Source organism: Akkermansiaceae bacterium (assembly GCA_024233115.1).
Classification (GTDB): Bacteria; Verrucomicrobiota; Verrucomicrobiia; order Verrucomicrobiales; family Akkermansiaceae; genus Oceaniferula.
In genome coordinates this window covers 1-22,457 of sequence record JACKQB010000005.1, presented here as the reverse complement: position 1 = coordinate 22,457, position 22,457 = coordinate 1, and the positions used below count along the sequence as shown (strand labels likewise).

General features: G+C 51.8%; 18 protein-coding genes. 8 read left to right on the top strand and 10 right to left on the bottom strand.

What is annotated here, in order from left to right:
* Positions 1-97: 97 nt before the first annotated feature.
* Complete coding sequence (locus H7A51_13980) at positions 98-1,204, top strand: fatty acid desaturase (protein ID MCP5537326.1); 1,107 nt, start codon at positions 98-100, stop codon at positions 1,202-1,204.
* Positions 1,205-1,423: 219 nt separating this feature from the next.
* Complete coding sequence (locus tag H7A51_13975) at positions 1,424-1,792, top strand: hypothetical protein (protein ID MCP5537325.1); 369 nt, start codon at positions 1,424-1,426, stop codon at positions 1,790-1,792.
* 214 nt (positions 1,793-2,006) lie between these two features.
* Here the strand turns inward: H7A51_13975 and H7A51_13970 are convergent, their stop codons facing one another.
* Positions 2,007-2,411, bottom strand: coding sequence for a hypothetical protein (locus tag H7A51_13970; GenBank protein ID MCP5537324.1), 405 nt, complete (start codon positions 2,409-2,411; stop codon positions 2,007-2,009).
* A 114-nt stretch (positions 2,412-2,525) separates the two neighbouring features.
* Here H7A51_13970 and H7A51_13965 point away from each other — a divergent pair, with 114 nt between their 5' ends.
* Positions 2,526-3,812, top strand: coding sequence for a class I SAM-dependent RNA methyltransferase (locus H7A51_13965; GenBank protein MCP5537323.1), 1,287 nt, complete (start codon positions 2,526-2,528; stop codon positions 3,810-3,812).
* Positions 3,813-4,391: 579 nt separating this feature from the next.
* On the opposite strand, the gene H7A51_13960 is transcribed toward H7A51_13965, so the two are convergent.
* Entirely contained in the window at positions 4,392-4,652 is a 261-nt protein-coding gene (locus H7A51_13960; GenBank protein MCP5537322.1) for a type II toxin-antitoxin system RelE/ParE family toxin, read from the bottom strand.
* On the bottom strand, positions 4,633-4,836 hold the full coding sequence (locus H7A51_13955; GenBank protein MCP5537321.1) for a hypothetical protein: 204 nt from the start codon (positions 4,834-4,836) through the stop codon (positions 4,633-4,635). The genes H7A51_13960 and H7A51_13955 overlap by 20 nt, the downstream gene beginning before the upstream one ends.
* 184 nt (positions 4,837-5,020) lie before the next feature.
* Between H7A51_13955 and H7A51_13950 the strand changes: the two genes are divergently transcribed.
* A complete protein-coding gene (locus H7A51_13950; GenBank protein ID MCP5537320.1) occupies positions 5,021-6,160 on the top strand; it encodes an IS110 family transposase in 1,140 nt (379 codons plus the stop codon).
* A 1,478-nt stretch (positions 6,161-7,638) separates the two neighbouring features.
* On the opposite strand, the gene H7A51_13945 is transcribed toward H7A51_13950, so the two are convergent.
* Positions 7,639-7,881 carry a DUF3634 family protein gene (locus tag H7A51_13945; GenBank protein ID MCP5537319.1) on the bottom strand — a complete coding sequence of 81 codons (243 nt, stop codon included), beginning with the start codon at positions 7,879-7,881 and terminating at the stop codon, positions 7,639-7,641.
* A 128-nt stretch (positions 7,882-8,009) separates the two neighbouring features.
* The gene (locus H7A51_13940; protein MCP5537318.1) at positions 8,010-8,546 is read right to left on the bottom strand and encodes a hypothetical protein; all 537 of its coding nucleotides are present in this window, start codon (positions 8,544-8,546) and stop codon (positions 8,010-8,012) included.
* A 164-nt stretch (positions 8,547-8,710) separates the two neighbouring features.
* Here H7A51_13940 and H7A51_13935 point away from each other — a divergent pair, with 164 nt between their 5' ends.
* On the top strand, positions 8,711-9,862 hold the full coding sequence (locus tag H7A51_13935; protein MCP5537317.1) for an IS110 family transposase: 1,152 nt from the start codon (positions 8,711-8,713) through the stop codon (positions 9,860-9,862).
* Positions 9,863-11,424: 1,562 nt separating this feature from the next.
* Here H7A51_13935 and H7A51_13930 read toward each other — a convergent pair.
* On the bottom strand, positions 11,425-11,838 hold the full coding sequence (locus H7A51_13930; protein ID MCP5537316.1) for a hypothetical protein: 414 nt from the start codon (positions 11,836-11,838) through the stop codon (positions 11,425-11,427).
* Between the two features lie 128 nt (positions 11,839-11,966).
* A complete protein-coding gene (locus H7A51_13925; protein MCP5537315.1) occupies positions 11,967-12,563 on the bottom strand; it encodes a hypothetical protein in 597 nt (198 codons plus the stop codon).
* A gap of 704 nt (positions 12,564-13,267) precedes the next feature.
* Between H7A51_13925 and H7A51_13920 the strand changes: the two genes are divergently transcribed.
* Positions 13,268-13,426 (top strand): hypothetical protein, encoded by a 159-nt coding sequence (locus H7A51_13920; GenBank protein ID MCP5537314.1) that lies wholly within the window; start codon positions 13,268-13,270, stop codon positions 13,424-13,426.
* Positions 13,427-13,442: 16 nt separating this feature from the next.
* Here H7A51_13920 and H7A51_13915 read toward each other — a convergent pair whose 3' ends face one another.
* A complete protein-coding gene (locus tag H7A51_13915) occupies positions 13,443-13,655 on the bottom strand; it encodes an addiction module protein (GenBank protein ID MCP5537313.1) in 213 nt (70 codons plus the stop codon).
* Positions 13,656-13,878: 223 nt separating this feature from the next.
* Positions 13,879-14,661 carry a restriction endonuclease gene (locus H7A51_13910; protein MCP5537312.1) on the bottom strand — a complete coding sequence of 261 codons (783 nt, stop codon included), beginning with the start codon at positions 14,659-14,661 and terminating at the stop codon, positions 13,879-13,881.
* A gap of 276 nt (positions 14,662-14,937) precedes the next feature.
* Here H7A51_13910 and H7A51_13905 point away from each other — a divergent pair, with 276 nt between their 5' ends.
* Together H7A51_13905 and H7A51_13900 are read left to right on the top strand one after the other, a co-directional pair.
* Positions 14,938-16,077 (top strand): IS110 family transposase, encoded by a 1,140-nt coding sequence (locus H7A51_13905; protein ID MCP5537311.1) that lies wholly within the window; start codon positions 14,938-14,940, stop codon positions 16,075-16,077.
* Between the two features lie 3,638 nt (positions 16,078-19,715).
* Positions 19,716-20,855: an IS110 family transposase gene (locus tag H7A51_13900; protein MCP5537310.1), complete on the top strand. Its 1,140-nt coding sequence runs from the start codon at positions 19,716-19,718 to the stop codon at positions 20,853-20,855.
* 501 nt (positions 20,856-21,356) lie between these two features.
* Here H7A51_13900 and H7A51_13895 read toward each other — a convergent pair.
* Positions 21,357-21,836, bottom strand: a complete 480-nt coding sequence (locus H7A51_13895; protein MCP5537309.1) for a hypothetical protein — start codon at positions 21,834-21,836, stop codon at positions 21,357-21,359.
* Positions 21,837-22,457: the final 621 nt, after the last annotated feature.

Here is a 22,457-nt window from a genome sequence, read left to right as displayed (position 1 = left end):
GGTCTTGTGTAAAGACCCTCACTTCCCCAAGGAACCCCACCCCTTCCTATCCATCACAAACACTTACCACCCGCAGACGGCACTTTTCTTCAACTCTATGTTCAACAAGATTCCCTTCCACCGCGTCAACTGGATCACCAGCATTTTCCTGCTTGTCACCGCTCTCACCGCACTCATCGCCGTGCCTGTTTACCTCTACCACTTCGGTATCGACTGGTTCCAGTTCGGCATGTTTTTCTTCTACGCGACGGCCACCACCATGAGTATCACCCTCGGCTACCACCGTCTGTTTTCCCACCTCGCCTTCAAAGCCAGGTGGCCGGTCAAACTCACCACGCTCCTCTTTGGCGCCTGTGCTTTTGAAAACTCCTGCCTCGACTGGTCGTCCGATCACCGCACGCACCACAAACACGTCGACCACGACGATGACCCGTATGATATTTCCAAAGGTTTCATGTGGGCCCACATCGGTTGGCTCATCTTCAAAATCAGGCCCGAGCAACCTGTCCAGAATGTCAATGACCTGCTCAAGGACAAACTCGTCGTGTGGCAGGACAAGTATGTGCACGGTATCGGCTTTGTCCTCGGCCTCGTTGTTCCCACCGTCATCGCCTATATGGTCAACCCCGTATGGCACTACGCTCTCGGTGGCTTCCTGCTCGCTGGCATCCTCCGCATCGTGGTGGTCCAGCACTGCACCTTCTTTATCAATTCACTCTGCCACACCATCGGTAAACGTCCCTACAACACCGACAACACCGCGCGTGACTCCGCCATCATGGCGCTATTCACCTGCGGCGAGGGCTACCACAACTACCACCACGCCTTCCAGCACGACTACCGGAATGGTGTCAAACCGTGGCAGTTCGACCCCACCAAGTGGATGATCTGGACGCTTTCGAAAATCGGCCTCACCAGCGGGCTGCGCCGTGTGCCCGATGAAAAAATCCTGCTCGCGGAAATGCGTGAGGCACGCCGTCAGGCCGAGCGCATGGCGGCAATGGCGCCGGACATCCCGCTCAGTGAAAAAGCCAGCGAGATGTTCCACAATTTCTCCCAGCGCCTCAGCGACAGCTACTCGGAACTCGAGCAGGCGGTGTCCGACAAGGTGGAGGTGTCGCGCAAGGCCATGGCCCAGTGGCAAAAGGAAACCCGCGAACTCGTCCGCCACATCTCGGTCATGAACCGTGTTGTCGGAACGTAATGGCGTGGACAGACCAGCAGCTGAGAACATAGCCAGCCCAACAAGTGGTGGGTTCGCCGCATGACGGCCTGTTCTCCTGTGCCATTGTCCACCCACCATGGCTCATTCTCAACGCCTGCCCATTTTCTTCATGTCCATTTTCTTCATTGCCAGCGGGGCCGTGGCTGCTTATCAGTGTACAACACACCACCCACGACGACCCCAACTGGTATTGTTGTTATGAAAAACCACACCACGCTCCTGCTTCTCACCGGCCTCGTCGCCGCGTTTTCCTCATGTGCCAAAAAAGAGGACCCCGCGCCCGAGCCGGTGAAACAACCCGTCGTCCAGCAGCAGGCCCCGCCGCCGGCACCTGTGGTCGAGACCAACCCCACCAATCCCTTCAGGACCCCGGCCGACGATATGAAATTACCCACCGCCGACCAGATCGCCGAAGGCAAGGACTCCTCCATCGGCACGGGTAGCCAGCCTGTGAACAACCCCGATACCGCACCCAGCGTGGCGGTCACTCCGCCATCGGCCCCTGCCACCCCTGACGCCCCGGAGAAGCAGCCGAAAAAAGAGGACCAGCTCGCTCCCGGCGAATAAAAATCCGTAGTGCCGGGATTGAAGATGAAGTGCGGCTTCGCTGAAATGGAACGTAGGCCCTCCTTCGCACAAGACTACGGCAGGGCACAGTAGGCCTACTCGGGAGAAAGCGGAGGCAATGCACGATATCTTATCAGCCCGACGGAGGAGGAGGGCTGCAAGTCAGCATGGCAGCATGGCGTGAGTGGGCGAACGCAACCCTCACGCTCCAAATCTAAAACCTCACCCGCACCGACCAGCCGCTGCCACGGTAGCCGCCATTAAAGCGGAACGAGGAATGTCCATGACCTCCGCCATGGTGATACGTAGGCCTGCAACTCCAGCCGTGGCTGTAATACGGCCGGTAGGAATATCCGTAAGCCGGATAATACGGGGCATAGGGGTCCCAGTCATAGCTACCCGAACTTCTTGAACTCGACCTGTCGAGCCGCTGGGCCTCCATACGCGCCAGGCGCTCTTGCTCCAGCTTTTTCCAGCCGGGCACGTACACCTTTTTCTTTTTCTCCGCCGGTGTCACCTTCACCACCTTGCCATTGGCGTCATACCAGACATCCTTCTCCCCGGCAGACGCAGCCACCGGAAAAACCATCAACACAGCCAAACAAAGTATCGTTTTCATAGCATCGTCAATCTACCCCCTATCCGACGACCCCGCAAACCCTCCATGCAGAAAAAATAGCCGCATCCTTAATTTGGTATTTGGTTTTTGGAGATTGGAACTTAAACGGTGTGCATGCGCCAGCCCAAGAAGTTCAAAGCTTACCCCTTCGATTACCACCAGGAAATCGAGGTGGAGATCTCCGCCCTGAGTAATCTCGGTGTCGGAATCGCCCGGGTGCGTATTGATGACGAAGCCTCCACTGCAACCAAAGATGACGGCGCAGCCACCCGTAGCCTTGGCGAAGGGTGGGTGGTGTTCATCCCCTCCGTCCTGCCCGGCGAGAAAGTGCTCGCGCGCGTCTTCCGTAACGACAAATCCCATAGCCAGGCGGACCTGGTGAAAGTCATCAAGCCGTCACCGGACCGACTCGAGCCCAGGTGCGAATTGTTCGGAAAATGCGGCGGCTGCCAGTATCAGCATCTTTCCTACGAGAAACAGCTCGCGTGGAAAACCCGCCAGGTCGAGGAACTGCTGCAACACATGGCAGGTGTCAAAACCACCGTGTCCCCCGCCATCCCATCCCCCGAACAATGGGGCTACCGGTCCAAGATCACGCCGCACTTCAAACGTCCACGCGATGGCAAGATCGGCGACATCGGGTTTCTGCTGGCCGGACAACGCTCGCACCTCGTCGATGTGCCGCACTGCCCGATCGCCATGGCCGAGATCAACGACGCCCTGCCCCGCATCCGTGAACAAACCCGTGCCAACTCCAGGGCCTACAAAAAAGACGCCACCCTGCTGCTACGCGCCACCGAGGGTCGTGTCGAGACCAACCACCGCAACCCCGTCAGCGAAACGGTTAACACCGAAAACGGCGACCTGACATTCAACTTCCTGGCAGGCGATTTTTTCCAGAACAATCCGTTTATCCTGCCCGCCTTCACCGGCTACGTCGCCGCGCAAGCCTCCTCGGGTGGGGCCAGATACCTGGTCGACGCCTACTGTGGCTCCGGCCTCTTCTCCCTCTGCCTGGCACACAGGTTTGAAAAAGTCGCCGGCGTTGAAGTCAGTGACACGGCCGCCGACTGGGCACGGAAAAACGCCTCCCTCAACGGCATCACCAACACCACCTTCCTCGCCGCCAGCGCCGAGGCGATTTTCAAGGACATCACCTTTCCCGCCCGCGAAACAGCCGTTGTCATCGATCCCCCACGCAAGGGCTGTAACCAGGAATTCCTCGACCAGCTCTTCGCCTTCGGCCCCGGCAAAGTCGTCTACGTCTCCTGCAACCCCGCCACCCAGATGCGCGACCTCAAGGAGTTTCTAACAGCTGATTATCAACTCAAGGAAGTCCAGCCCTTCGACCTCTTCCCCCAGACACGTCACCTTGAGTGTGTGATCGTGTTAGAAAAATAAGTGCGTGGCGAAGCAATGCCGCAACACGTGGGATGTCAGATGGAGTGCTCTGAAGGCATATCTCTCCATCCCACTTATCCTGAAACGTCCCAGACGAGATCGGGCCAATAAACGGCTTCATGATTGGGGCCATAGAGAACGCGGCCACTCCGAGAAGCGGCAGGACAAGAAGTATCCGTGGCAATAACGTGGCCACCAACCCTCCTGCGACGCCAAGGAATACAATTAGGAGCTCAGTCCCCTCGATGCTGCGGAACTGGTAATACCAAGATTGCTCCGGAAAGACATGTGCGTAGTATGCCGCAAAGCTTGCGCCGGGAATCGCCGCAACCAATGCCAGTGTGGTAAAAAGAACCCGCTTCTTCTGCGAAGCGTCCTCTGCAACACGGTAGACCACGAAGAAGGCTACGAACGCCAGAATCGTAGATATAACGCCGAGCAAGTTTGGATACATTTTATTGGAGCGTAGAGAACAACCGCCGCGTGTAAAACAGCCGCAAATCATTCATGGTTTTAACTAAAAACGGTCTCGGACTCAGGACGGTTAACGGTCGGATGCTTCGCCTTGTTCGGCCAAATTTATTGATACACGTCTTTCCGATGGCCAACTTTAATGACCAGAACCTTCAACCGATCATCCTCGATCTCATAAATCACTCGGTAAACACCAATGCGTATCCTATACGTATGGTCAGAGCCAGATAGCTTCTTACTGCCAACTGGACGGGGTTCACCCTCGAAGCCCTCGATAACGGCAAATATCTTGGGGATATAACGCTTATCGATGCGGCGAAGATCTTTCTCCGCGCTCCTCGTCAGTTCAACCTTGTAGGAGTCCATCTGCAATCAAGCTCTTCTTAACGTCAGCAAGCGATACTGTCTCCTCATCTCGCCGCTCAGCAACCGAAACAAGGTCAGATACGTCTTCCATCAACTCCTGATACTCGGAGATAGGAATGACCACCGCTAGCTTATCGCCACGATCATCAGTAATATATTGCGTGTTCATGTGGACATGATACATCTACAGTTCTGTTTGTCCATAATTATTGCCGAACGTAAAGCTCAACCGCCGTAGGGTCAACCGTGATAAATCAAAAAAGGTCTTTCGCTCTTAAAGTCTGCGCGTCGAGGACGGTTAACGGTCAGAGACTATGAGTGTTTTCAAGAGCGCGGACAGGCGCTCATTAGTACAAACTTTTCTCGCAATGAAAACATACGTAATCAACACCCGTCCGCTCAAGCAGTTTCCTTCCATCGCCAAAGAACTCAAGAAAAATGGAACCCGTCCGCTTCTCTTCCACTTCGGCATTGATGTCGAACTCAAGGGCGTCGCCCTCTCCGTCATGATCAACGGCGGCTCTCCTCGCTACCTCGGTAAATTCACCCGCCAGCTGTTCATCAAGCTCGCCGGGGAACTCATCACCCTCGGCCACACCGTACACTCTATCCAGGAAGCCTGCGGCTTCGGTCCCTACCTGCACAGGGAATTACTCGAACTTGGTGTCCACTCCATCATCGTCGCCCCCAAGAAACTCGACGGCAAACGCAAGACCGACAGGTCCGACGCCAACAACCTCGCCCAGGAACTCTGGGACTTCCAATACAATGGCAACAAGAAACGCTTCAAGGTCGTGCGCGATCTAACCGACCCCCAGCGCGAGCAACGCGCCGTCTCCCGCCAACACCAGCAGCTCCAGAAAAACCGCAACATGCTCTCAGGCAACGGGCGCAGCCTGATGCACGAACACGGATTCTACAATGTCCCGGAAGGATGGTGGGGAGCACGCAAATGGATCAAGCTCAAAGCCGACCTCGAACAATACAACCCGTGGCTGCTGACGATGATCGAACCGGTCCAACAATGTATCCAGACGCTGCACAAACGCATTTACGAACTGAATGAAACAGCCAGGGAAAACCGCAGTGCGCAACAACAAGCCAAAGGCCTGGGAGAGTTCAGCTTTGCCGTCATTGAAAACGAAATCGGCGACTGGCACCGCTTCAAAAACCGGAAACAGGTTTCAAGTTTCACGGGGCTATGCCCCGGCGAGAACAGCTCCGGGCCCAACCAGCGTTTCGGATGTATCGACCGGAGGGGCAACAAACGGATTCGCAAACAGCTCGTCGAAGCCGTCTGGCGGCTTCACATCTGGAACCCGGATTGGCGTGGGTTCAAAAAGTTCCCCTACGTCTTTGGCCAAGGCGTCAAGATCAGTGCCGCCGTTCGAAAAAAGGCCGTCGTTGCCTGTGCGCGCATGCTCATGGTCGACCTCTGGAGACTCAACACCGGTCAAACCACTCTTGAGAACCTCGGGCTCATCCCCGCTGAACCAACAGCCAAATAACAACCCAGCTTAAGATACTAACAAATTATAGAATATAACAATTTCGTTCCACACGCTGCGCAATGGCAAAATTTGAAAGTGGCGGGGAGTCGATCGGAGCTGCATCTGGTCTGCTCGCCCAAAGAGCGACACGACGGTTAGAGTGGTCACTCCCCCCGCTTTCCCTGCGGACCGAAACAGGTCCATTGTACTTACCTCTGGTTCAAAACGAATCAAGTGACGTACGGATAGGAGAAGGATCCACAGAGCGATCCACAACATGCAGGGAAAGGCCACCGACTAACGCCTGCGCAGGCCCGCCGTTTAACGGACAAAACCAGAAAGTCAGTCATGATCTCTGGTCGCCTCCGACGAACTCGTCACCGGCCCATTCTCGGCTCCCGGCGACCATGACTGACTTTCTTCCTTCAAACATCATGTAACATCACTCAAAAAATTATCCCCACAAATACACTTTTCACTGGCCAACCCTCATAGGGGATGCAGCGACTTGTTCGGCAACTATTCTCATAACCCATCACCAGCACCTCAAACCGATGTCCAACCATTAACACCGACCGTATCTAGCCATGTGCGTTAGCCTGGCATGTCGACCGAAGCCGGAAACACCAGAGCAACGATCACGGAGAGAACCGATGGGCAACATGGATCAAACCACCCTCAATCTATAAACCGACATCGATGGATCAAGGTAGAGCGAGCGCGGCAGCAGGAACATCCGGCATCGAACCTGATGACCATGATCAACCAATAACCCATTCATCTAACCAACGCGACAACATGCAACACAATGCGTGCATTCTTATTATGGCCGAACGTAGAGCTCAACCGCCGGTGGGTCAACAGTCGAAAATCAAGAATGGTCGATACCTCTCATTCGCGGCAAACTGTGGGGCGGTTAACGGTCGGATGAAGCGCCTTGTTCGGCCACATTCTTGCAAACACCGCATGCACGCAAAACCGTCACCAACCATTAGTCCCGACCGTCTCTGCAAATGTGCGATAGCCTGGCATATCATGCATCGAAGCCAGAAACCGCAGACCAACGACTATGGGGAAAGCCGATGAGCAACATGGATCAAACCAGCCTCAACCATCACATCTCCATCGAGGGATCAAGCAACGGCGAATGCGGCAGCAGGAACATCCGTCATCGAAACCTGAAGACAACGAGCATCCCCAAAACTCATTCGCCTAACATACACGGACACACGAAACACAATGCATGCATTCTTATTATTGCCGAACGTAGAGCTCAACCGCCGCCGGGTCAACCGCCGCAAACCTGAAATGGTCGATACCTCTCACCCGCGGCAGACTGTGGGGCGGTTAACGGTCGGATGAAGCGCCTTGTTCGGCCATTATTTTTGCGAATCGATCTCGGGACGTCGAACCACCATAATACCATTCGCCCCAACCAGGTCTGGCAATGTAACGATCTGGTCTATCATGGAATGGTGCAAGAATATCCCAGCAAATTAGTGCATATTGATGGATATCGTGTTCCTGAATCTCTGATAGAGCTCTTCAGGGATCTCATGCGAAAAGGATAGCATCCCCGAATTATCTATCCATATCTCGCATTCGACGATCTCATGCTGCCTGCAAAGCGATGCTACATCATTTAATAGCTTATTAGTAACCTTCCCCTTCAGTGCTCTTGCTTGTCCGTCGCGAACGCTAATAGCCTGATTAGAGAACAACCGTGATATCATCTTCATAATAATTGCCGAACGTAGAGCTCAACCGCCGCCGGGTCAACCGCCACAAACCTGGAATGGTCGATACCTCTCACTCGCGACAAACTGTGGGGCGGTTAACGGTCGGATGAAGCGCCTTGTTCGATCTCTTATTCTGGCAGCAGCGAGTCAGGAGTAAGATTGTCAACATCATCTTCTTCATTCGGCTCAGGCCACAATACAGAGCTCAACCCGAAAGGCCAAAATGGCTTCATCTCAGGCGTCTCAACGGCACCTCCCCGTCCACCAAACTCCAATCCTATGGCACCATCTAAACGATGCAAAAGAATCTTCCCCGAATCATCACGAATAATCATCTGTGGCCAACTTCCGGGGTAGGTCTTGAGCTTGAGTGTTATTACGCCATCTGCATCTATCGTATAAGTCCCATTGTAGGTCACGGGTGCTACGCCGCATTCCACCATTGAAACCTTCCCATCATCAAAAAAAGTGATTGAGCTGTCCGAATCCATACCTGCATATTCTCCTCCCCGCGAAACAAAGGTCGTGGTCCAACCCTCACTCTTCGCCATGACCTTACGGACATCTTCTATCCGTAAGGCATCTTGAGATGTTTCGGGGGTGTTTTTTGGCTCCTCGGAGCATGCCGCTACTCCAATAAATGTTATCAGCAGAGTGTTTTTCATTATTATAATCGAGATTATATGGCTGAAGCTCGTGGTGATTCAGCCGGTAATGGTTAAGTTGACGGTGTTACCGCTGCCGCGTTTCTCGCGGGCTAATCCGGTAGGAGCAGAGCCGCATATTAAGCGCGTTAGCGTCATTAACAAAAGCAAACAACGATAACACCATGAACAAAACATACTACATCGGACTCGATGTCCACAAGGAAACAATCGCCATCGCCCACACTTTCAGCGGCTCCCGCAGTGAAGCCGTTTATTACGGGGAATGCGGCGGCAGCAACCTCGCGGTTGAGCGTGTCCTACGCAAACTCGCCAAACAGTTCGGAGTCAAACTCCGGGACCTCAAGGTTTGTTACGAGGCCGGGCCGACCGGTTTCGTTCTCGCCCGCAGGCTCATCCAGCTCGGGGTCGACTGCACTGTCATGGCACCCTCCAAAACCGAACGTAGACCCAATGAGAAAATCAAGACCGACAAACGCGACGCCAAGCTCATCGCCAGGGCATTCCGCAACGGCGACATCACTCCGGTGCGTATCCCGCCCGCCCTGGACGAGGCCGTGCGCGACGTCTGCCGCGCCCGCACCGACGCCTCCGACGACCTCGCCCGCGCCAAGCAGCGGCTCAACTCCTTTCTTCTGCGAATCGGTTTCAGCTACTCCGGGAAAAGCAAATGGACGCCCGCGCACATGCGATACCTGCGCGATCTCACCCTGCCCAACGACGCCCACAAGGTTGTGTTGGAGGAATACATGCAGGCCATCGACACCTGCATTGAGCGCGTCACGCGCCTCACCGACAAACTCAAGCAACTGCTCCCCGACTGGGAATGGGAGCCCGTGGTGCGCGCACTGATGGCTTTCAAAGGCTTCCAGGAAGTGGCCGCCATGACCGTCGTCAGTGAACTCGGCGACCTGCGCCGCTTCGAACACCCGCGCAAGTTGATGGCTTTCCTCGGCCTGGTTCCGGGAGAACACAGCAGCGGGTCAAAACGGCGGCAGGGAGGCATCACCAAATGCGGCAATGCCCACGTCCGCTGGATGCTGGTGGAGTGTGCCCAGCACTTCCGCCGGGCACCCAAAATAAGTGGAGCCCTCACCACGCGCCAAATTGGGCAGTGCAAGGAAGTCAAAGCGCTCTCGTGGCGTATGCAGAACAGGCTCTGCAAACGTTACCGCACACTGCGGGCACGGGGAATGCGCGACTCCAAATGCGTGGTGGCGGTCGCCCGCGAGCTTGCGGCCTTCATCTGGGAACTTCAAAACAAGTGCGGACTTGCCATACCCGGGTCATCCGCAGCCACCATGCAGAGCCATTAGACCGCCGGCAGACTTCATTTTTTAAAACCGCCCCAATCCCGGGCGGGGGGCGGTTTGAAAAAACAAAGACCGCCTCCAGGGAGGAGACGAGACCTCCACACCCAAAAAGAAAAAGACAAACCCATCAACAAACCCGACGGCAGAACAGAGGCGGGGAACAGCGACAATCAACAAACAGGCGCAAGGCCGGCACTCGATGACGTTATGAGCTAGTTTCGCGAAAGCGGGATGAGCGCTCGATTCGAGAGAGAGTCAAAGGCCACCGGTGAAGACAAAAAACTGAGGTAACCCCCTCCTTCGTCAAGACTACGGAGGGCACGGCCAGTCCTCGCATATTTGATTCAGACAGGCAGGGCATTGCCTGTCTTCACCCTTCGGGCTTCGCTGCGCTGCGTCCATAATGCTCGCGCATTATTGCATACCACGTCTGCGCGAAATGCACACCACGCCCGCAAGTTCCCCGCTTCTATTCTGCCGTCACCCTCAGCATCGCAACCCTACCATAACCATGTTAGATAAATATAAGAACACCCACTTGACAAATCATCAGCCATATCAACGTAGAGCTCAACCGCCGGTGTGTAAATGTCAGAAACCCAAAATGGTCTTTCGCTCTTAAACTGCGCGCGTCGAGAACGGTTAACGGTCGGATGAAGCGCCTTGTTCGGCCTCATCGGGGCAAGCTGTCCATCCTGAAACGGGTCAAAGTCAACATTAACACCGACCGTTGGTTGCTGGCTGAAAACCACCGCGTGAATCAATGACGCCGCGAAATACACAACACGTAATGTAGATCAAACCAGGAACGAAGCATATCGCGATGCTAAAATTAGCGGTTGAGCAACTCAGTCATCAGACAGGTGGCTGCAGAATATCCAGATCGATCAACGAGAATCTAAACCGGGCAGTGCCGATCAATCACCGAAAATCGCAATCCACCAAATGTCCAATCGATGTGACCGAAACGAAACATGCTAAGTCGCAATCTTCATAATAATTGCCGAACGTAGAGCTCAACCGCCGGTGAGTCAAACGCGACAAACCTCGAACGGATGATTGCTGTAAAACTGTGTGAAGTCGAGGACGGTTAACGGTCGGATGAAGCGACTTGTTCGGCAACCATCCTCTCAAACACCACCCGGCTCCCTTAAACGTCCCCCATCATTCACACCGACCGTCTCTGCAAGCGTGCGAAAGCCAGGCATGTCGACCGAAGCCAGAAACGCCAGAGCAACGACCACGGAGAAAACCGATGGGCAACATGGATCAAACCACCCTCAATCTATAAACCGACATCGATGGATCAAGGTAGAGCGAGCGCGGCAGCGGGAACATCCAGCATCGAACCTGATGACCATGATCAACCAATAACCCATTCATCTAACCAACGCGGCAACACGCAACACAATGCGTGCATTCTTATTATGGCCGAACGTAGAGCTCAACCGCCGCCGAGTCAACCGCCGCAAACCAAAAACGGTCATCAGCAAGCCGCCCGTCGCAAACTCTCGTACGGTTAACGGTCGGATGAAGCGCCTTGTTCGACCACATTATTCGAAGGGCTATAGATTAGATGCGACATGATCTCTATACTGCTGAAAACCCTTCCAACCCACTTCCTTATCGTCACAGTGGTGGAGCCATTCAGACTGAGAGCAATCGAGCAAATACCAACCCGTGTCTACCGATAGCGCACACATTGCGGCGACAGCATCACCTCCTCCTCTCACATGAATCATAAATCCATCGCTGCTATCAACTTGAGCAGATCGCCCCATATTAAACTCCAGTGAATATTCGTCGGTACGCAAAATCCCCCAAAATGGGTCACTCCAATCGACCGAAGGAAAACAGCCCGAGATCAATGCCCTAACCTCTCTATTCGTCCCAAGAGTATCACCAGTCCAATCATCTGGCATCTGCTCAACAGGTTGAGGGGCTTTCGATGATGCATATACTGATATATCCCAGCTCATGTGTTTCTTATTATTGTCGAACGTAGAGCTCAACCGCCGTCGGGTCAACTGTCGCAAACCAAAAACGGTCATAAGCAAGCCGCCCGCAGCAAACTCTCGGACGGTTAACGGTCGGATGAAGCGCCTTGTTAGACGTCTTTCTTAAATGAATCTAGCATTTCTTTCACGGAATCATATAGCCCACGCTCTACTAGTTCAGCTTTACGTTGCTCGATTGCATCAAGTGCTTTATCAACCTTACCTCCTCTTACAGATTTACGATCATCGGGCAGGAAATCTTCATATAGATATGGTGGTCGATTCACATCTTTAATCGAAGGAGTATACTCACTATTCATTAGTTTCTTGAACGATTCGCTCCACATGTAACATCTTGTCACATCGTGAAATCCAGACTGGAAATCTCTGGAAATGTAGACGGCTGCATTAATCCCATCAATCGTTGGTCTCCATGAATTGGTAATAGATCTATCTATGTAATTACAGCCAGCTAAGCACTCTCTAGCCCATGACAACGCTGTATGCCACCGAGGTTCACTAGCAGAAGGATACGGCAACCGATCCTCTTGCTGTATATCTAGCCACTTATTATTAGTAATATATTCAATGCAAACCTGACGTTCGGGGCCATGTTGGAACTCTTTCATTTTCAGTAAATAGGCCAGCATGATGCAGAGTTGACCCTTTGAGGTGTAAACACCTTGATTCGCGAATTTCTCTTTCATTATATTTATTGTCTAACGTAGAGCTCAACCGCCGGTGGGTCAACCGTCTAAAACCTGAAATGGTCGTAAACAAGCCGCCCGCAACAAACTCTCGGACGGTTAACGGTCGGATGAAGCGCCTTGTTCGACGGGGATTCTGAATAGTCAGGATGTGCCGACTCGTGATCGCATCGTGCTGGCTCTCTCGCAACCCCGCCAAGAACCGCCGACAGCAAGTTTCTGGCACCGGAGGAAGCCGCGCTTAGTGAATCGACGCGATGTGCCAGTATCTTGCGAAACCCTTGCACGAACCACACCCTTGCGCCCAAAAAGTGACACCTGAAAAATCTCATCAGCCGGAACCTGTGCCCTGCACGATGATGCCGTTCAAGACACCAGAGACGGATCAAGCAACCTGCGATCATCAGCGAAACCTTCCATCATGGTGCATCGAGAACCGCCAACTTCAGAAAATTATTATTATTGGCGAACGTAGAGGTCTGCCGCCGCGTGTAGAACAGTCGTAGGCCAAGTGAATCACATAACTGTAAAACGGACTCGGACTAAGGACGGTTAACGGTCGTCAGCACCGCCTTGTTAGCTTAAATTCTTCGCATGCCGAACCGGGGATGCCGTTTATGATGCCTCAGTACAGTTATACGTGGACCGGTGAGCTTAATCTCGAATATGAAATGATGAGGGAAAGTCTTAAAGTTCGCCCTGCGATGATGGTCGTCGACAAAATGAAAGTGCTCAGGATCATTCCGAATGCGCTCTACCATAAGCTCGGCTTCTGCGAAAAACTTATCGGCCAGCTTCTCACCACCTTCGACGAAGTAATGATCAAGTATCTGGCGCAAGTCACGCTGGACAAGAGGGTGTAGAGAAAGCTCTGGCATCTTAACGACCCAATGACGCTTTAATATCCTCCCAGCTGACGGCTATGTCAGGGTTCTCATCGAGTTCCTTAGATCGACGGCGGGCCTCTGCCAAACCATCGTCATCGTCAACCAAGCTGGCTGGCAACGAGTCCAAAATATCACAGGCCAACGATGCCCGCTGATCTTCGGGCAAATCGAGAACCTGAGTATAAATATCTGAAGCCTTACTCATGTGACCAGTGTAGCACCGTGTTCCATCGCGTCCAGCATTCTTTCTTAGCTAACGTAGAGCTCAACCGCCGGTGTGACAAGGTCGAAGGCTGTCAGTGGCTGATTCCGTGAAATGGTTTCTGGCCTGGGAACGGGTAACGGTCGGATGAAGCGCCTTGTTCGGCCGTATTTTTGGAGAACCTGTGCAATCTCACCCTCTTAAAATCGGTTATTGAACACCCATTTCAGAGTAGCTTGTTAAGTGTAACAACCTCTGTGTCATGGAGCAAAATCACATCATTTGCCGCAGCCAATTTTTTTGCTGAAGGGGTGTAACTTGCGTTGGTAACCACAATGCCCTTATAAGCTCCATAATACTTTTGCGCGGCCACAACTTCCTGAACAGCTTTATTACCTACAGGGCTGTTATATAACTTACATTGGACTACAATTTCACGGTGCTCCTTGGTTAGAACTAAATCAGCCCCTTGGTCACCAGAACCTTGCGTAACTCGGGCTGTCCACCCAGAATTAGCAAACAATGATGCGCAGTAATGTTCATATTCGTAGGGATCGCTTGGCCTAGAATGCGCCTCTAACTTCTCATAACTGTGATCTTCCACTATGGGATCCATGCATGAAATCAAGCAATCCATTATATCAAGATTCATTTTGAGAATGGCTAAATCTACATCGCTCCAGGATTTAAATATTTTGTGTACGAGGTTGTTATTCACATAAGATTCAAGTTCATTAATCCATTTAGATCTATCTATATATCCGTAGTCATCAGGGATGAGCAGTTGCTTTCTTTTTCTACTTAAAACATCCCAGTGCTTGTCAGGCATTTGATTTATTACGTACTCCGCATCATGTTTAAATTTAAGTTTTTCCTCAAGGCCTGCGTCTGGAAGCTGGTCATAACCTTGATGATTATTACTTCCTGAAAATAGGTCGTAAACCCATCCTCCATTGGAATAGTTGATGAGTAATAGAATTAAGATGGCTGTAATGATGATAATCCCCATGATATTTAATGTAAGAGATGAATCGCTTGTTCAATGTATCTTGATGTAGCTTATATTAATGTCAATAAGCATGCCATAAATGGTTTGAAAATGCTGTTGCGATGATTCCTGTTTTTGCCGAACGTAAAGCTCAACCGCCGCCCGGGCAACAGCTGAGCAAAATTAAATCTTTCTATCGTGTAAACCCGAGCGGAAGTCGAGCGCGGTTAGCGGTCAGAGACTATGAGTGTTTTCAAGAGCGCGGACAGGTGCTCATTAGTACAAACTTTTCTCGCAATGAAAACATACGTAATCAACACCCGTCCGCTCAAGCAGTTTCCTTCCATCGCCAAAGAACTCAAGAAAAATGGAACCCGTCCGCTTCTCTTCCACTTCGGCATTGATGTCGAACTCAAGGGCGTCGCCCTCTCCGTCATGATCAACGGCGGCTCTCCTCGCTACCTCGGTAAATTCACCCGCCAGCTGTTCATCAAGCTCGCCGGGGAACTCATCACCCTCGGCCACACCGTACACTCTATCCAGGAAGCCTGCGGCTTCGGTCCCTACCTGCACAGGGAATTACTCGAACTTGGTGTCCACTCCATCATCGTCGCCCCCAAGAAACTCGACGGCAAACGCAAGACCGACAGGTCCGACGCCAACAACCTCGCCCAGGAACTCTGGGACTTCCAATACAATGGCAACAAGAAACGCTTCAAGGTCGTGCGCGATCTAACCGACCCCCAGCGCGAGCAACGCGCCGTCTCCCGCCAACACCAGCAGCTCCAGAAAAACCGCAACATGCTCTCAGGCAACGGGCGCAGCCTGATGCACGAACACGGATTCTACAATGTCCCGGAAGGATGGTGGGGAGCACGCAAATGGATCAAGCTCAAAGCCGACCTCGAACAATACAACCCGTGGCTGCTGACGATGATCGAACCGGTCCAACAATGTATCCAGACGCTGCACAAACGCATTTACGAACTGAATGAAACAGCCAGGGAAAACCGCAGTGCGCAACAACAAGCCAAAGGCCTGGGAGAGTTCAGCTTTGCCGTCATTGAAAACGAAATCGGCGACTGGCACCGCTTCAAAAACCGGAAACAGGTTTCAAGTTTCACGGGGCTATGCCCCGGCGAGAACAGCTCCGGGCCCAACCAGCGTTTCGGATGTATCGACCGGAGGGGCAACAAACGGATTCGCAAACAGCTCGTCGAAGCCGTCTGGCGGCTTCACATCTGGAACCCGGATTGGCGTGGGTTCAAAAAGTTCCCCTACGTCTTTGGCCAAGGCGTCAAGATCAGTGCCGCCGTTCGAAAAAAGGCCGTCGTTGCCTGTGCGCGCATGCTCATGGTCGACCTCTGGAGACTCAACACCGGTCAAACCACTCTTGAGAACCTCGGGCTCATCCCCGCTGAACCAACAGCCAAATAACAACCCAGCTTAAGATACTAACAAATTATAGAATATAACAATTTCGTTCCACACGCTGCGCAATGGCAAAATTTGAAAGTGGCGGGGAGTCGATCGGAGCTGCATCTGGTCTGCTCGCCCAAAGAGCGACACGACGGTTAGAGTGGTCACTCCCCCCGCTTTCCCTGCGGACCGAAACAGGTCCATTGTACTTACCTCTGGTTCAAAACGAATCAAGTGACGTACGGATAGGAGAAGGATCCACAGAGCGATCCACAACATGCAGGGAAAGGCCACCGACTAACGCCTGCGCAGGCCCGCCGTTTAACGGACAAAACCAGAAAGTCAGTCATGATCTCTGGTCGCCTCCGACGAACTCGTCACCGGCCCATTCTCGGCTCCCGGCGACCATGACTGACTTTCTTCCTTCAAACATCATGTAACATCACTCAAAAAATTATCCCCACAAATACACTTTTCACTGGCCAACCCTCATAGAGGATGCAGCGACTTGTTCGACCAAAATTCTTCAAACAAAGGCCAGCACCATCAATCTCAATCCGATCATTCACACCGACCGTCTCTGGCAGGTCCGCGATAGCGCTGAATCAACGCCAAAAATCGATCAAATCAGGGGCGAAGGAAAACAGGATGCCAAAATTCATGGTTGAGCGGCTCTGCCATCAGGCCGATGCCGAAAAGAACACCTCTGAGAAATCGAAATATTGAATATACGCAGTGAGGTTCTAACACAATCAATCGTGATCAATCAAATGTCTCTTCGATGCCACCGAAACGAACGACTAAATCCAATGCGTGTCATTCTTGTCGAACGTAGAGCTCAACCGCCGGTGTGTAAATGTCAGAAACCAGAAATGGCCATAAGCAAGCCGCCCGCAGCAAACTCACGGACGGTTAACGGTCGGATGAAGCGCCTTGTTCGGCCACATTTATTGAGTTAGGTCTTCGGGCTCACCGTTATGATCTTCCTCCTCAGAATCAGTCTTGGACAACCGATCTCTAATGTGTCCCCACAAATCTGCGATTGAAAAATACGCCAAGCCCGCAAAGAAAAGGAAAAAGGAAAAACTTGATACTGTGCCTGACCCAAATGGAGCACCGCTTACAAACGCCAAGGTCGGAGTCTCTCCTCGGAAAAGGCCAGCTACATAGTAAACGCAAAACGCTCCACATCCCAAACCCAGCACAATCGCTATGGGCAACTTCATTCTCGGGGTCTTCATATTATTATCGCCGAACGTAAAGCTCAACCGCCGCCGGGTCAAACTCAGATAAATCTTAAATGGTCTTTCGCTCTAAAACTCCGTGGCGTCGAGAACGGTTAACGGTCGGATGCAGCGACTTGTTCGGCCACAATTTTTCTTACTCTGGATCGAACCTCATTGCACGCAAGGATCTTTTTATACCCCACACACAGAGCCCTACTGTAGTCAATCCAGCAAGAGCAGGGATCGAGCAGTTGCGAATAGCTTCCCAACGAAACTGATTCTCCCAATACTCATATCCTTCGGCTGGCTCTGACTCAAAACTCGCTATCATCCTAGAGTCTATTCCATCAGATATCAACCACGTCAAAAGCAATCCAGCTACGAGGATTACCAGTATCACTACGATGAGAACGCCAATCAAAAACAGCAACCAAACATTTCGATTTAAATCACTATTACGCATAATCTAGCAGCTCTTTCTTATTATTGCCGAACGTAGAGCTCAACCGCCGCCGGGTCAACCGCCGCAAACCTGAAACGGTCAATACCTCTCACTCGTGGCAAACTGTGGGACGGTTAACGGTCGGATGAAGCGCCTTGTTCGACGGCGATTCTGAATAATCAACCCAAGCCGACTCGGAATAGTCCAGCACTCTGTCAGGGGAACGCCCGAAAACGAACCAAGATGAACTCGTCTCAACCCTGATCCATGTGCGCGAACGATCGATGATAGCCGGCTCTGGAAAGCAACTGAGCTGGATGATGAACGCGGAGACTCAATTATTATTATTGGCGAACGTAGAGGTCAACCGCCGGTGGGTCAACGGTCGAAAATATTGAATGGTTTCAACTGTAAAACGTCTCTCGACTACGAACGGTTAACGGTCGGATGCACCGTCTTGTTCGGTAAGTTTTTCTCTAACAACGACCAAAGCGATAGACGATCCATGACCATTAACTCCGACCGGACTAGCCATGAGCAAAGGATATGCGGTAACGCGTGAAATGTCAAAATAGGATGGTGCCAAGTTCGGTGATGAAAATTACGGAATGAATCGCCAAGCCATCAGGCACTTCTCAGTAGGGTGTAGCTTGTTCAACCATTCCGCTCCATTCCGCAGCATCTGTCCAACGCCAGAAAACTCGATCAACCAAAAATTCCTTCACCATTCATCAACGCGAACGATACGATCAAAGGGTCTTATTATTGACCGAACGTAAAGATCAACCGCCCGTGTGACAACGATCAATAATCATTAACGCAAGATCGCTCTCGCCAGACATCATGAAGTCGGGGGCTACAAGGGGTCGGATGCATCGCCTTGTTCGATCTACACAGATCAATGCGCCTTTAAACTGCCGTGGGTAACGAAGATCCAGAACCATTGGATGTGTCCATCAGCGTTGCGCGGCCATGAATCGTGATCTACCAAACATCCTCTTTCGTTCCGCCTGGCAATCGCAGGGATGTTCCTGAGGAACGAAGGATCTTCCCGGAGAGCAGCCAGGCTAAACCCTTGCGCGTTCCATCGAGGAAATTATCAAATGTCACTTCACGTCATCACCGATCCCGTGGTGATGTGAGTCAGCGATACTGAACTCGCCAAATCGGGTGCCGAACATCACGACGAAAACCCTTGTATGTCCCACCGGAGATCCTGAATGCGTAGAATCCGAATTATTATTATCGAACGTAGAGCTCAACCGCCGGTGTGTAAATGTCAGAAACGAGAAATGATCATAAGCAAGCCGCCCGTCGCAAACTGTCGGACGGTTAACGGTCGGATGAAGCGCCTTGTTCGGCCACTATTCTCGCAATAGGTTAGTGACTCGGTGTAGACGATGCAACCATAGCATGTAACAACGCTATGAGAACAAACAGCGGAAGTATAAACAGCACTCTCCATCTCACAAATAACTCTGTGTGACGGCCTCTAAAAAATTTGATGCGTGATACACCAAATATCACAATCATGTATAACAAACTAGATTCGTATATTGAAGCTGCATATGGTGCCCACACATATCGAGGCAGGAAATCATGAATCTCTGCATAGCCATCAACAACGGACATGCGCCATACGAAGAAATATGCCACCTCGAACGCCAAAAATATAAACAGGAGGCGAACAATATCTAGGCGCTTGTATGTCACTAACGCGATAGCCGCAAACCTCAGAAAAACAAATAGATACCACGACGGCATATATCGGTTAAATGTGCATTGCGGACAACCTAGGATAGATGATAGATCTTCCATTCTTTTATTATTGCCGAACGTAAAGCTCAACCGCCGTCGGGTCAAACGTGATAAATCTCAAACGGTCTTTCGCGTGTAACCGAGCGGAAGTCGAGCGCGGTTAGCGGTCAGAGACTATGAGTGTTTTCAAGAGCGCGGACAGGCGCTCATTAGTACAAACTTTTCTCGCAATGAAAACATACGTAATCAACACCCGTCCGCTCAAGCAGTTTCCTTCCATCGCCAAAGAACTCAAGAAAAATGGAACCCGTCCGCTTCTCTTCCACTTCGGCATTGATGTCGAACTCAAGGGCGTCGCCCTCTCCGTCATGATCAACGGCGGCTCTCCTCGCTACCTCGGTAAATTCACCCGCCAGCTGTTCATCAAGCTCGCCGGGGAACTCATCACCCTCGGCCACACCGTACACTCTATCCAGGAAGCCTGCGGCTTCGGTCCCTACCTGCACAGGGAATTACTCGAACTTGGTGTCCACTCCATCATCGTCGCCCCCAAGAAACTCGACGGCAAACGCAAGACCGACAGGTCCGACGCCAACAACCTCGCCCAGGAACTCTGGGACTTCCAATACAATGGCAACAAGAAACGCTTCAAGGTCGTGCGCGATCTAACCGACCCCCAGCGCGAGCAACGCGCCGTCTCCCGCCAACACCAGCAGCTCCAGAAAAACCGCAACATGCTCTCAGGCAACGGGCGCAGCCTGATGCACGAACACGGATTCTACAATGTCCCGGAAGGATGGTGGGGAGCACGCAAATGGATCAAGCTCAAAGCCGACCTCGAACAATACAACCCGTGGCTGCTGACGATGATCGAACCGGTCCAACAATGTATCCAGACGCTGCACAAACGCATTTACGAACTGAATGAAACAGCCAGGGAAAACCGCAGTGCACAACAACAAGCCAAAGGCCTGGGAGAGTTCAGCTTTGCCGTCATTGAAAACGAAATCGGCGACTGGCACCGCTTCAAAAACCGGAAACAGGTTTCAAGTTTCACGGGGCTATGCCCAGGCGAGAACAGCTCCGGGCCCAACCAGCGTTTCGGATGTATCGACCGGAGGGGCAACAAACGGATTCGCAAACAGCTCGTCGAAGCCGTCTGGCGGCTTCACATCTGGAACCCGGATTGGCGTGGGTTCAAAAAGTTCCCCTACGTCTTTGGCCAAGGCGTCAAGATCAGTGCCGCCGTTCGAAAAAAGGCCGTCGTTGCCTGTGCGCGCATGCTCATGGTCGACCTCTGGAGACTCAACACCGGTCAAACCACTCTTGAGAACCTCGGGCTCATCCCCGCTGAACCAACAGCCAAATAACAACCCAGCTTAAGATACTAACAAATTATAGAATATAACAATTTCGTTCCACACGCTGCGCAATGGCAAAATTTGAAAGTGGCGGGGAGTCGATCGGAGCTGCATCTGGTCTGCTCGCCCAAAGAGCGACACGACGGTTAGAGTGGTCACTCCCCCCGCTTTCCCTGCGGACCGAAACAGGTCCATTGTACTTACCTCTGGTTCAAAACGAATCAAGTGACGTACGGATAGGAGAAGGATCCACAGAGCGATCCACAACATGCAGGGAAAGGCCACCGACTAACGCCTGCGCAGGCCCGCCGTTTAACGGACAAAACCAGAAAGTCAGTCATGATCTCTGGTCGCCTCCGACGAACTCGTCACCGGCCCATTCTCGGCTCCCGGCGACCATGACTGACTTTCTTCCTTCAAACATCATGTAACATCACTCAAAAAATTATCCCCACAAATACACTTTTCACTGGCCAACCCTCATAGGGGATGCAGCGACTTGTTCGGCCACTATTCTTGCTTAACTCTTGCTTTCTCTATTCGATCCGATTCAGCTGCAAACTTCTTCATAAAGGCCAACTGTTCTTCGAGTATCTCTATAGGGCTCGCGTATATCTTACCCACCTTCTTGTTAAACTTGTGACCTGTATGAAGTTCTAGATTCTCTACCACCGTTCCTTGGTCATGATACCAAAACGAAATAGTAAGAGCTCTCTCAGACAGATCCTTCATATTCATTAGTCCATATCCATGAGCGGTTCGGGCAGAAAAGGGATCATCGTCATCAGCATCGCTCGACGGTTCAGAATTGCCATCGCCAAAAGGATCTTCTGAAGAACTCACCGTTAGATCGTGATCAGATGCTCGTCTGTCCACGGCCGAAGTAGAGGCAACCTTATTCTCTCGATCAGTTGATTTAACCGCAAAATAAGTCATACCGCTGCCCAACAATACACCGACCAGTAGAGATAAGATGTTTTTCGCATTCATAATTCTTATTATTGCCGAACGTATAGCTCAACCGCCGCCGGGTCAAACGTGATGTATCTAAAACGGTCTTTCGCGTGTAACCGAGCGGAAGTCGAGTGCGGTTAGCGGTCGGGTGCAGCGACTTGTTAGCTCAATTTTTTGTGTGGACGGATATCGATAATGACCACCCTCTTAACAGGAGCATCAACCCACCAAGTGATTACGAAACCATGCCTTACAGATACCTCAACAACCCTTGATGTCTCAGGCTCCTTAATCTGAAAATCTGTGGCGTCGTATAATAGATCCGCCAAATCCGAGCAGAATGACAAAACCTCATCCCGTCGCTTACCAGATTTAGGTAACGCATCGAGGCAATCAATGTCGATGAGAACTCTGTAGATCATGCCTACTAGAGCTCGCCAACTGCTACATGCTCGCGGGAATGATAAGATTCCGTGCGATCCCGTATAGTATTCAGATAATCCTGATCACCCTCAAGCTGCAGCTTAACCATGTACAACGAGAGTTCACGTCGATCTTCGGGAGATAAACGTCTCACATCAGATTTTAGTTCCTCGGTAATCATGAGTTCATTGTAACACCATGGTATTCTAGCGCAAGCGCATATTATTATTAGCT

Excerpts from the sequence above, each read along its gene's own strand:
- H7A51_13980 (MCP5537326.1), top strand. The coding sequence starts at position 98 with ATGTTCAACAAGATTCCCTTCCACCGCGTCAACTGGATCACCAGCATT.
- H7A51_13975 (MCP5537325.1), top strand. The coding sequence starts at position 1,424 with ATGAAAAACCACACCACGCTCCTGCTTCTCACCGGCCTCGTCGCCGCG.
- H7A51_13970 (MCP5537324.1), bottom strand. The coding sequence starts at position 2,411 with ATGAAAACGATACTTTGTTTGGCTGTGTTGATGGTTTTTCCGGTGGCT.
- H7A51_13965 (MCP5537323.1), top strand. The coding sequence starts at position 2,526 with ATGCGCCAGCCCAAGAAGTTCAAAGCTTACCCCTTCGATTACCACCAG.
- H7A51_13960 (MCP5537322.1), bottom strand. The coding sequence starts at position 4,652 with ATGGACTCCTACAAGGTTGAACTGACGAGGAGCGCGGAGAAAGATCTT.
- H7A51_13955 (MCP5537321.1), bottom strand. The coding sequence starts at position 4,836 with ATGTATCATGTCCACATGAACACGCAATATATTACTGATGATCGTGGC.
- H7A51_13950 (MCP5537320.1), top strand. The coding sequence starts at position 5,021 with ATGAAAACATACGTAATCAACACCCGTCCGCTCAAGCAGTTTCCTTCC.
- H7A51_13945 (MCP5537319.1), bottom strand. The coding sequence starts at position 7,881 with ATGAAGATGATATCACGGTTGTTCTCTAATCAGGCTATTAGCGTTCGC.
- H7A51_13940 (MCP5537318.1), bottom strand. The coding sequence starts at position 8,546 with ATGAAAAACACTCTGCTGATAACATTTATTGGAGTAGCGGCATGCTCC.
- H7A51_13935 (MCP5537317.1), top strand. The coding sequence starts at position 8,711 with ATGAACAAAACATACTACATCGGACTCGATGTCCACAAGGAAACAATC.
- H7A51_13930 (MCP5537316.1), bottom strand. The coding sequence starts at position 11,838 with ATGAGCTGGGATATATCAGTATATGCATCATCGAAAGCCCCTCAACCT.
- H7A51_13925 (MCP5537315.1), bottom strand. The coding sequence starts at position 12,563 with ATGAAAGAGAAATTCGCGAATCAAGGTGTTTACACCTCAAAGGGTCAA.
- H7A51_13920 (MCP5537314.1), top strand. The coding sequence starts at position 13,268 with ATGATGGTCGTCGACAAAATGAAAGTGCTCAGGATCATTCCGAATGCG.
- H7A51_13915 (MCP5537313.1), bottom strand. The coding sequence starts at position 13,655 with ATGAGTAAGGCTTCAGATATTTATACTCAGGTTCTCGATTTGCCCGAA.
- H7A51_13910 (MCP5537312.1), bottom strand. The coding sequence starts at position 14,661 with ATGGGGATTATCATCATTACAGCCATCTTAATTCTATTACTCATCAAC.
- H7A51_13905 (MCP5537311.1), top strand. The coding sequence starts at position 14,938 with ATGAAAACATACGTAATCAACACCCGTCCGCTCAAGCAGTTTCCTTCC.
- H7A51_13900 (MCP5537310.1), top strand. The coding sequence starts at position 19,716 with ATGAAAACATACGTAATCAACACCCGTCCGCTCAAGCAGTTTCCTTCC.
- H7A51_13895 (MCP5537309.1), bottom strand. The coding sequence starts at position 21,836 with ATGAATGCGAAAAACATCTTATCTCTACTGGTCGGTGTATTGTTGGGC.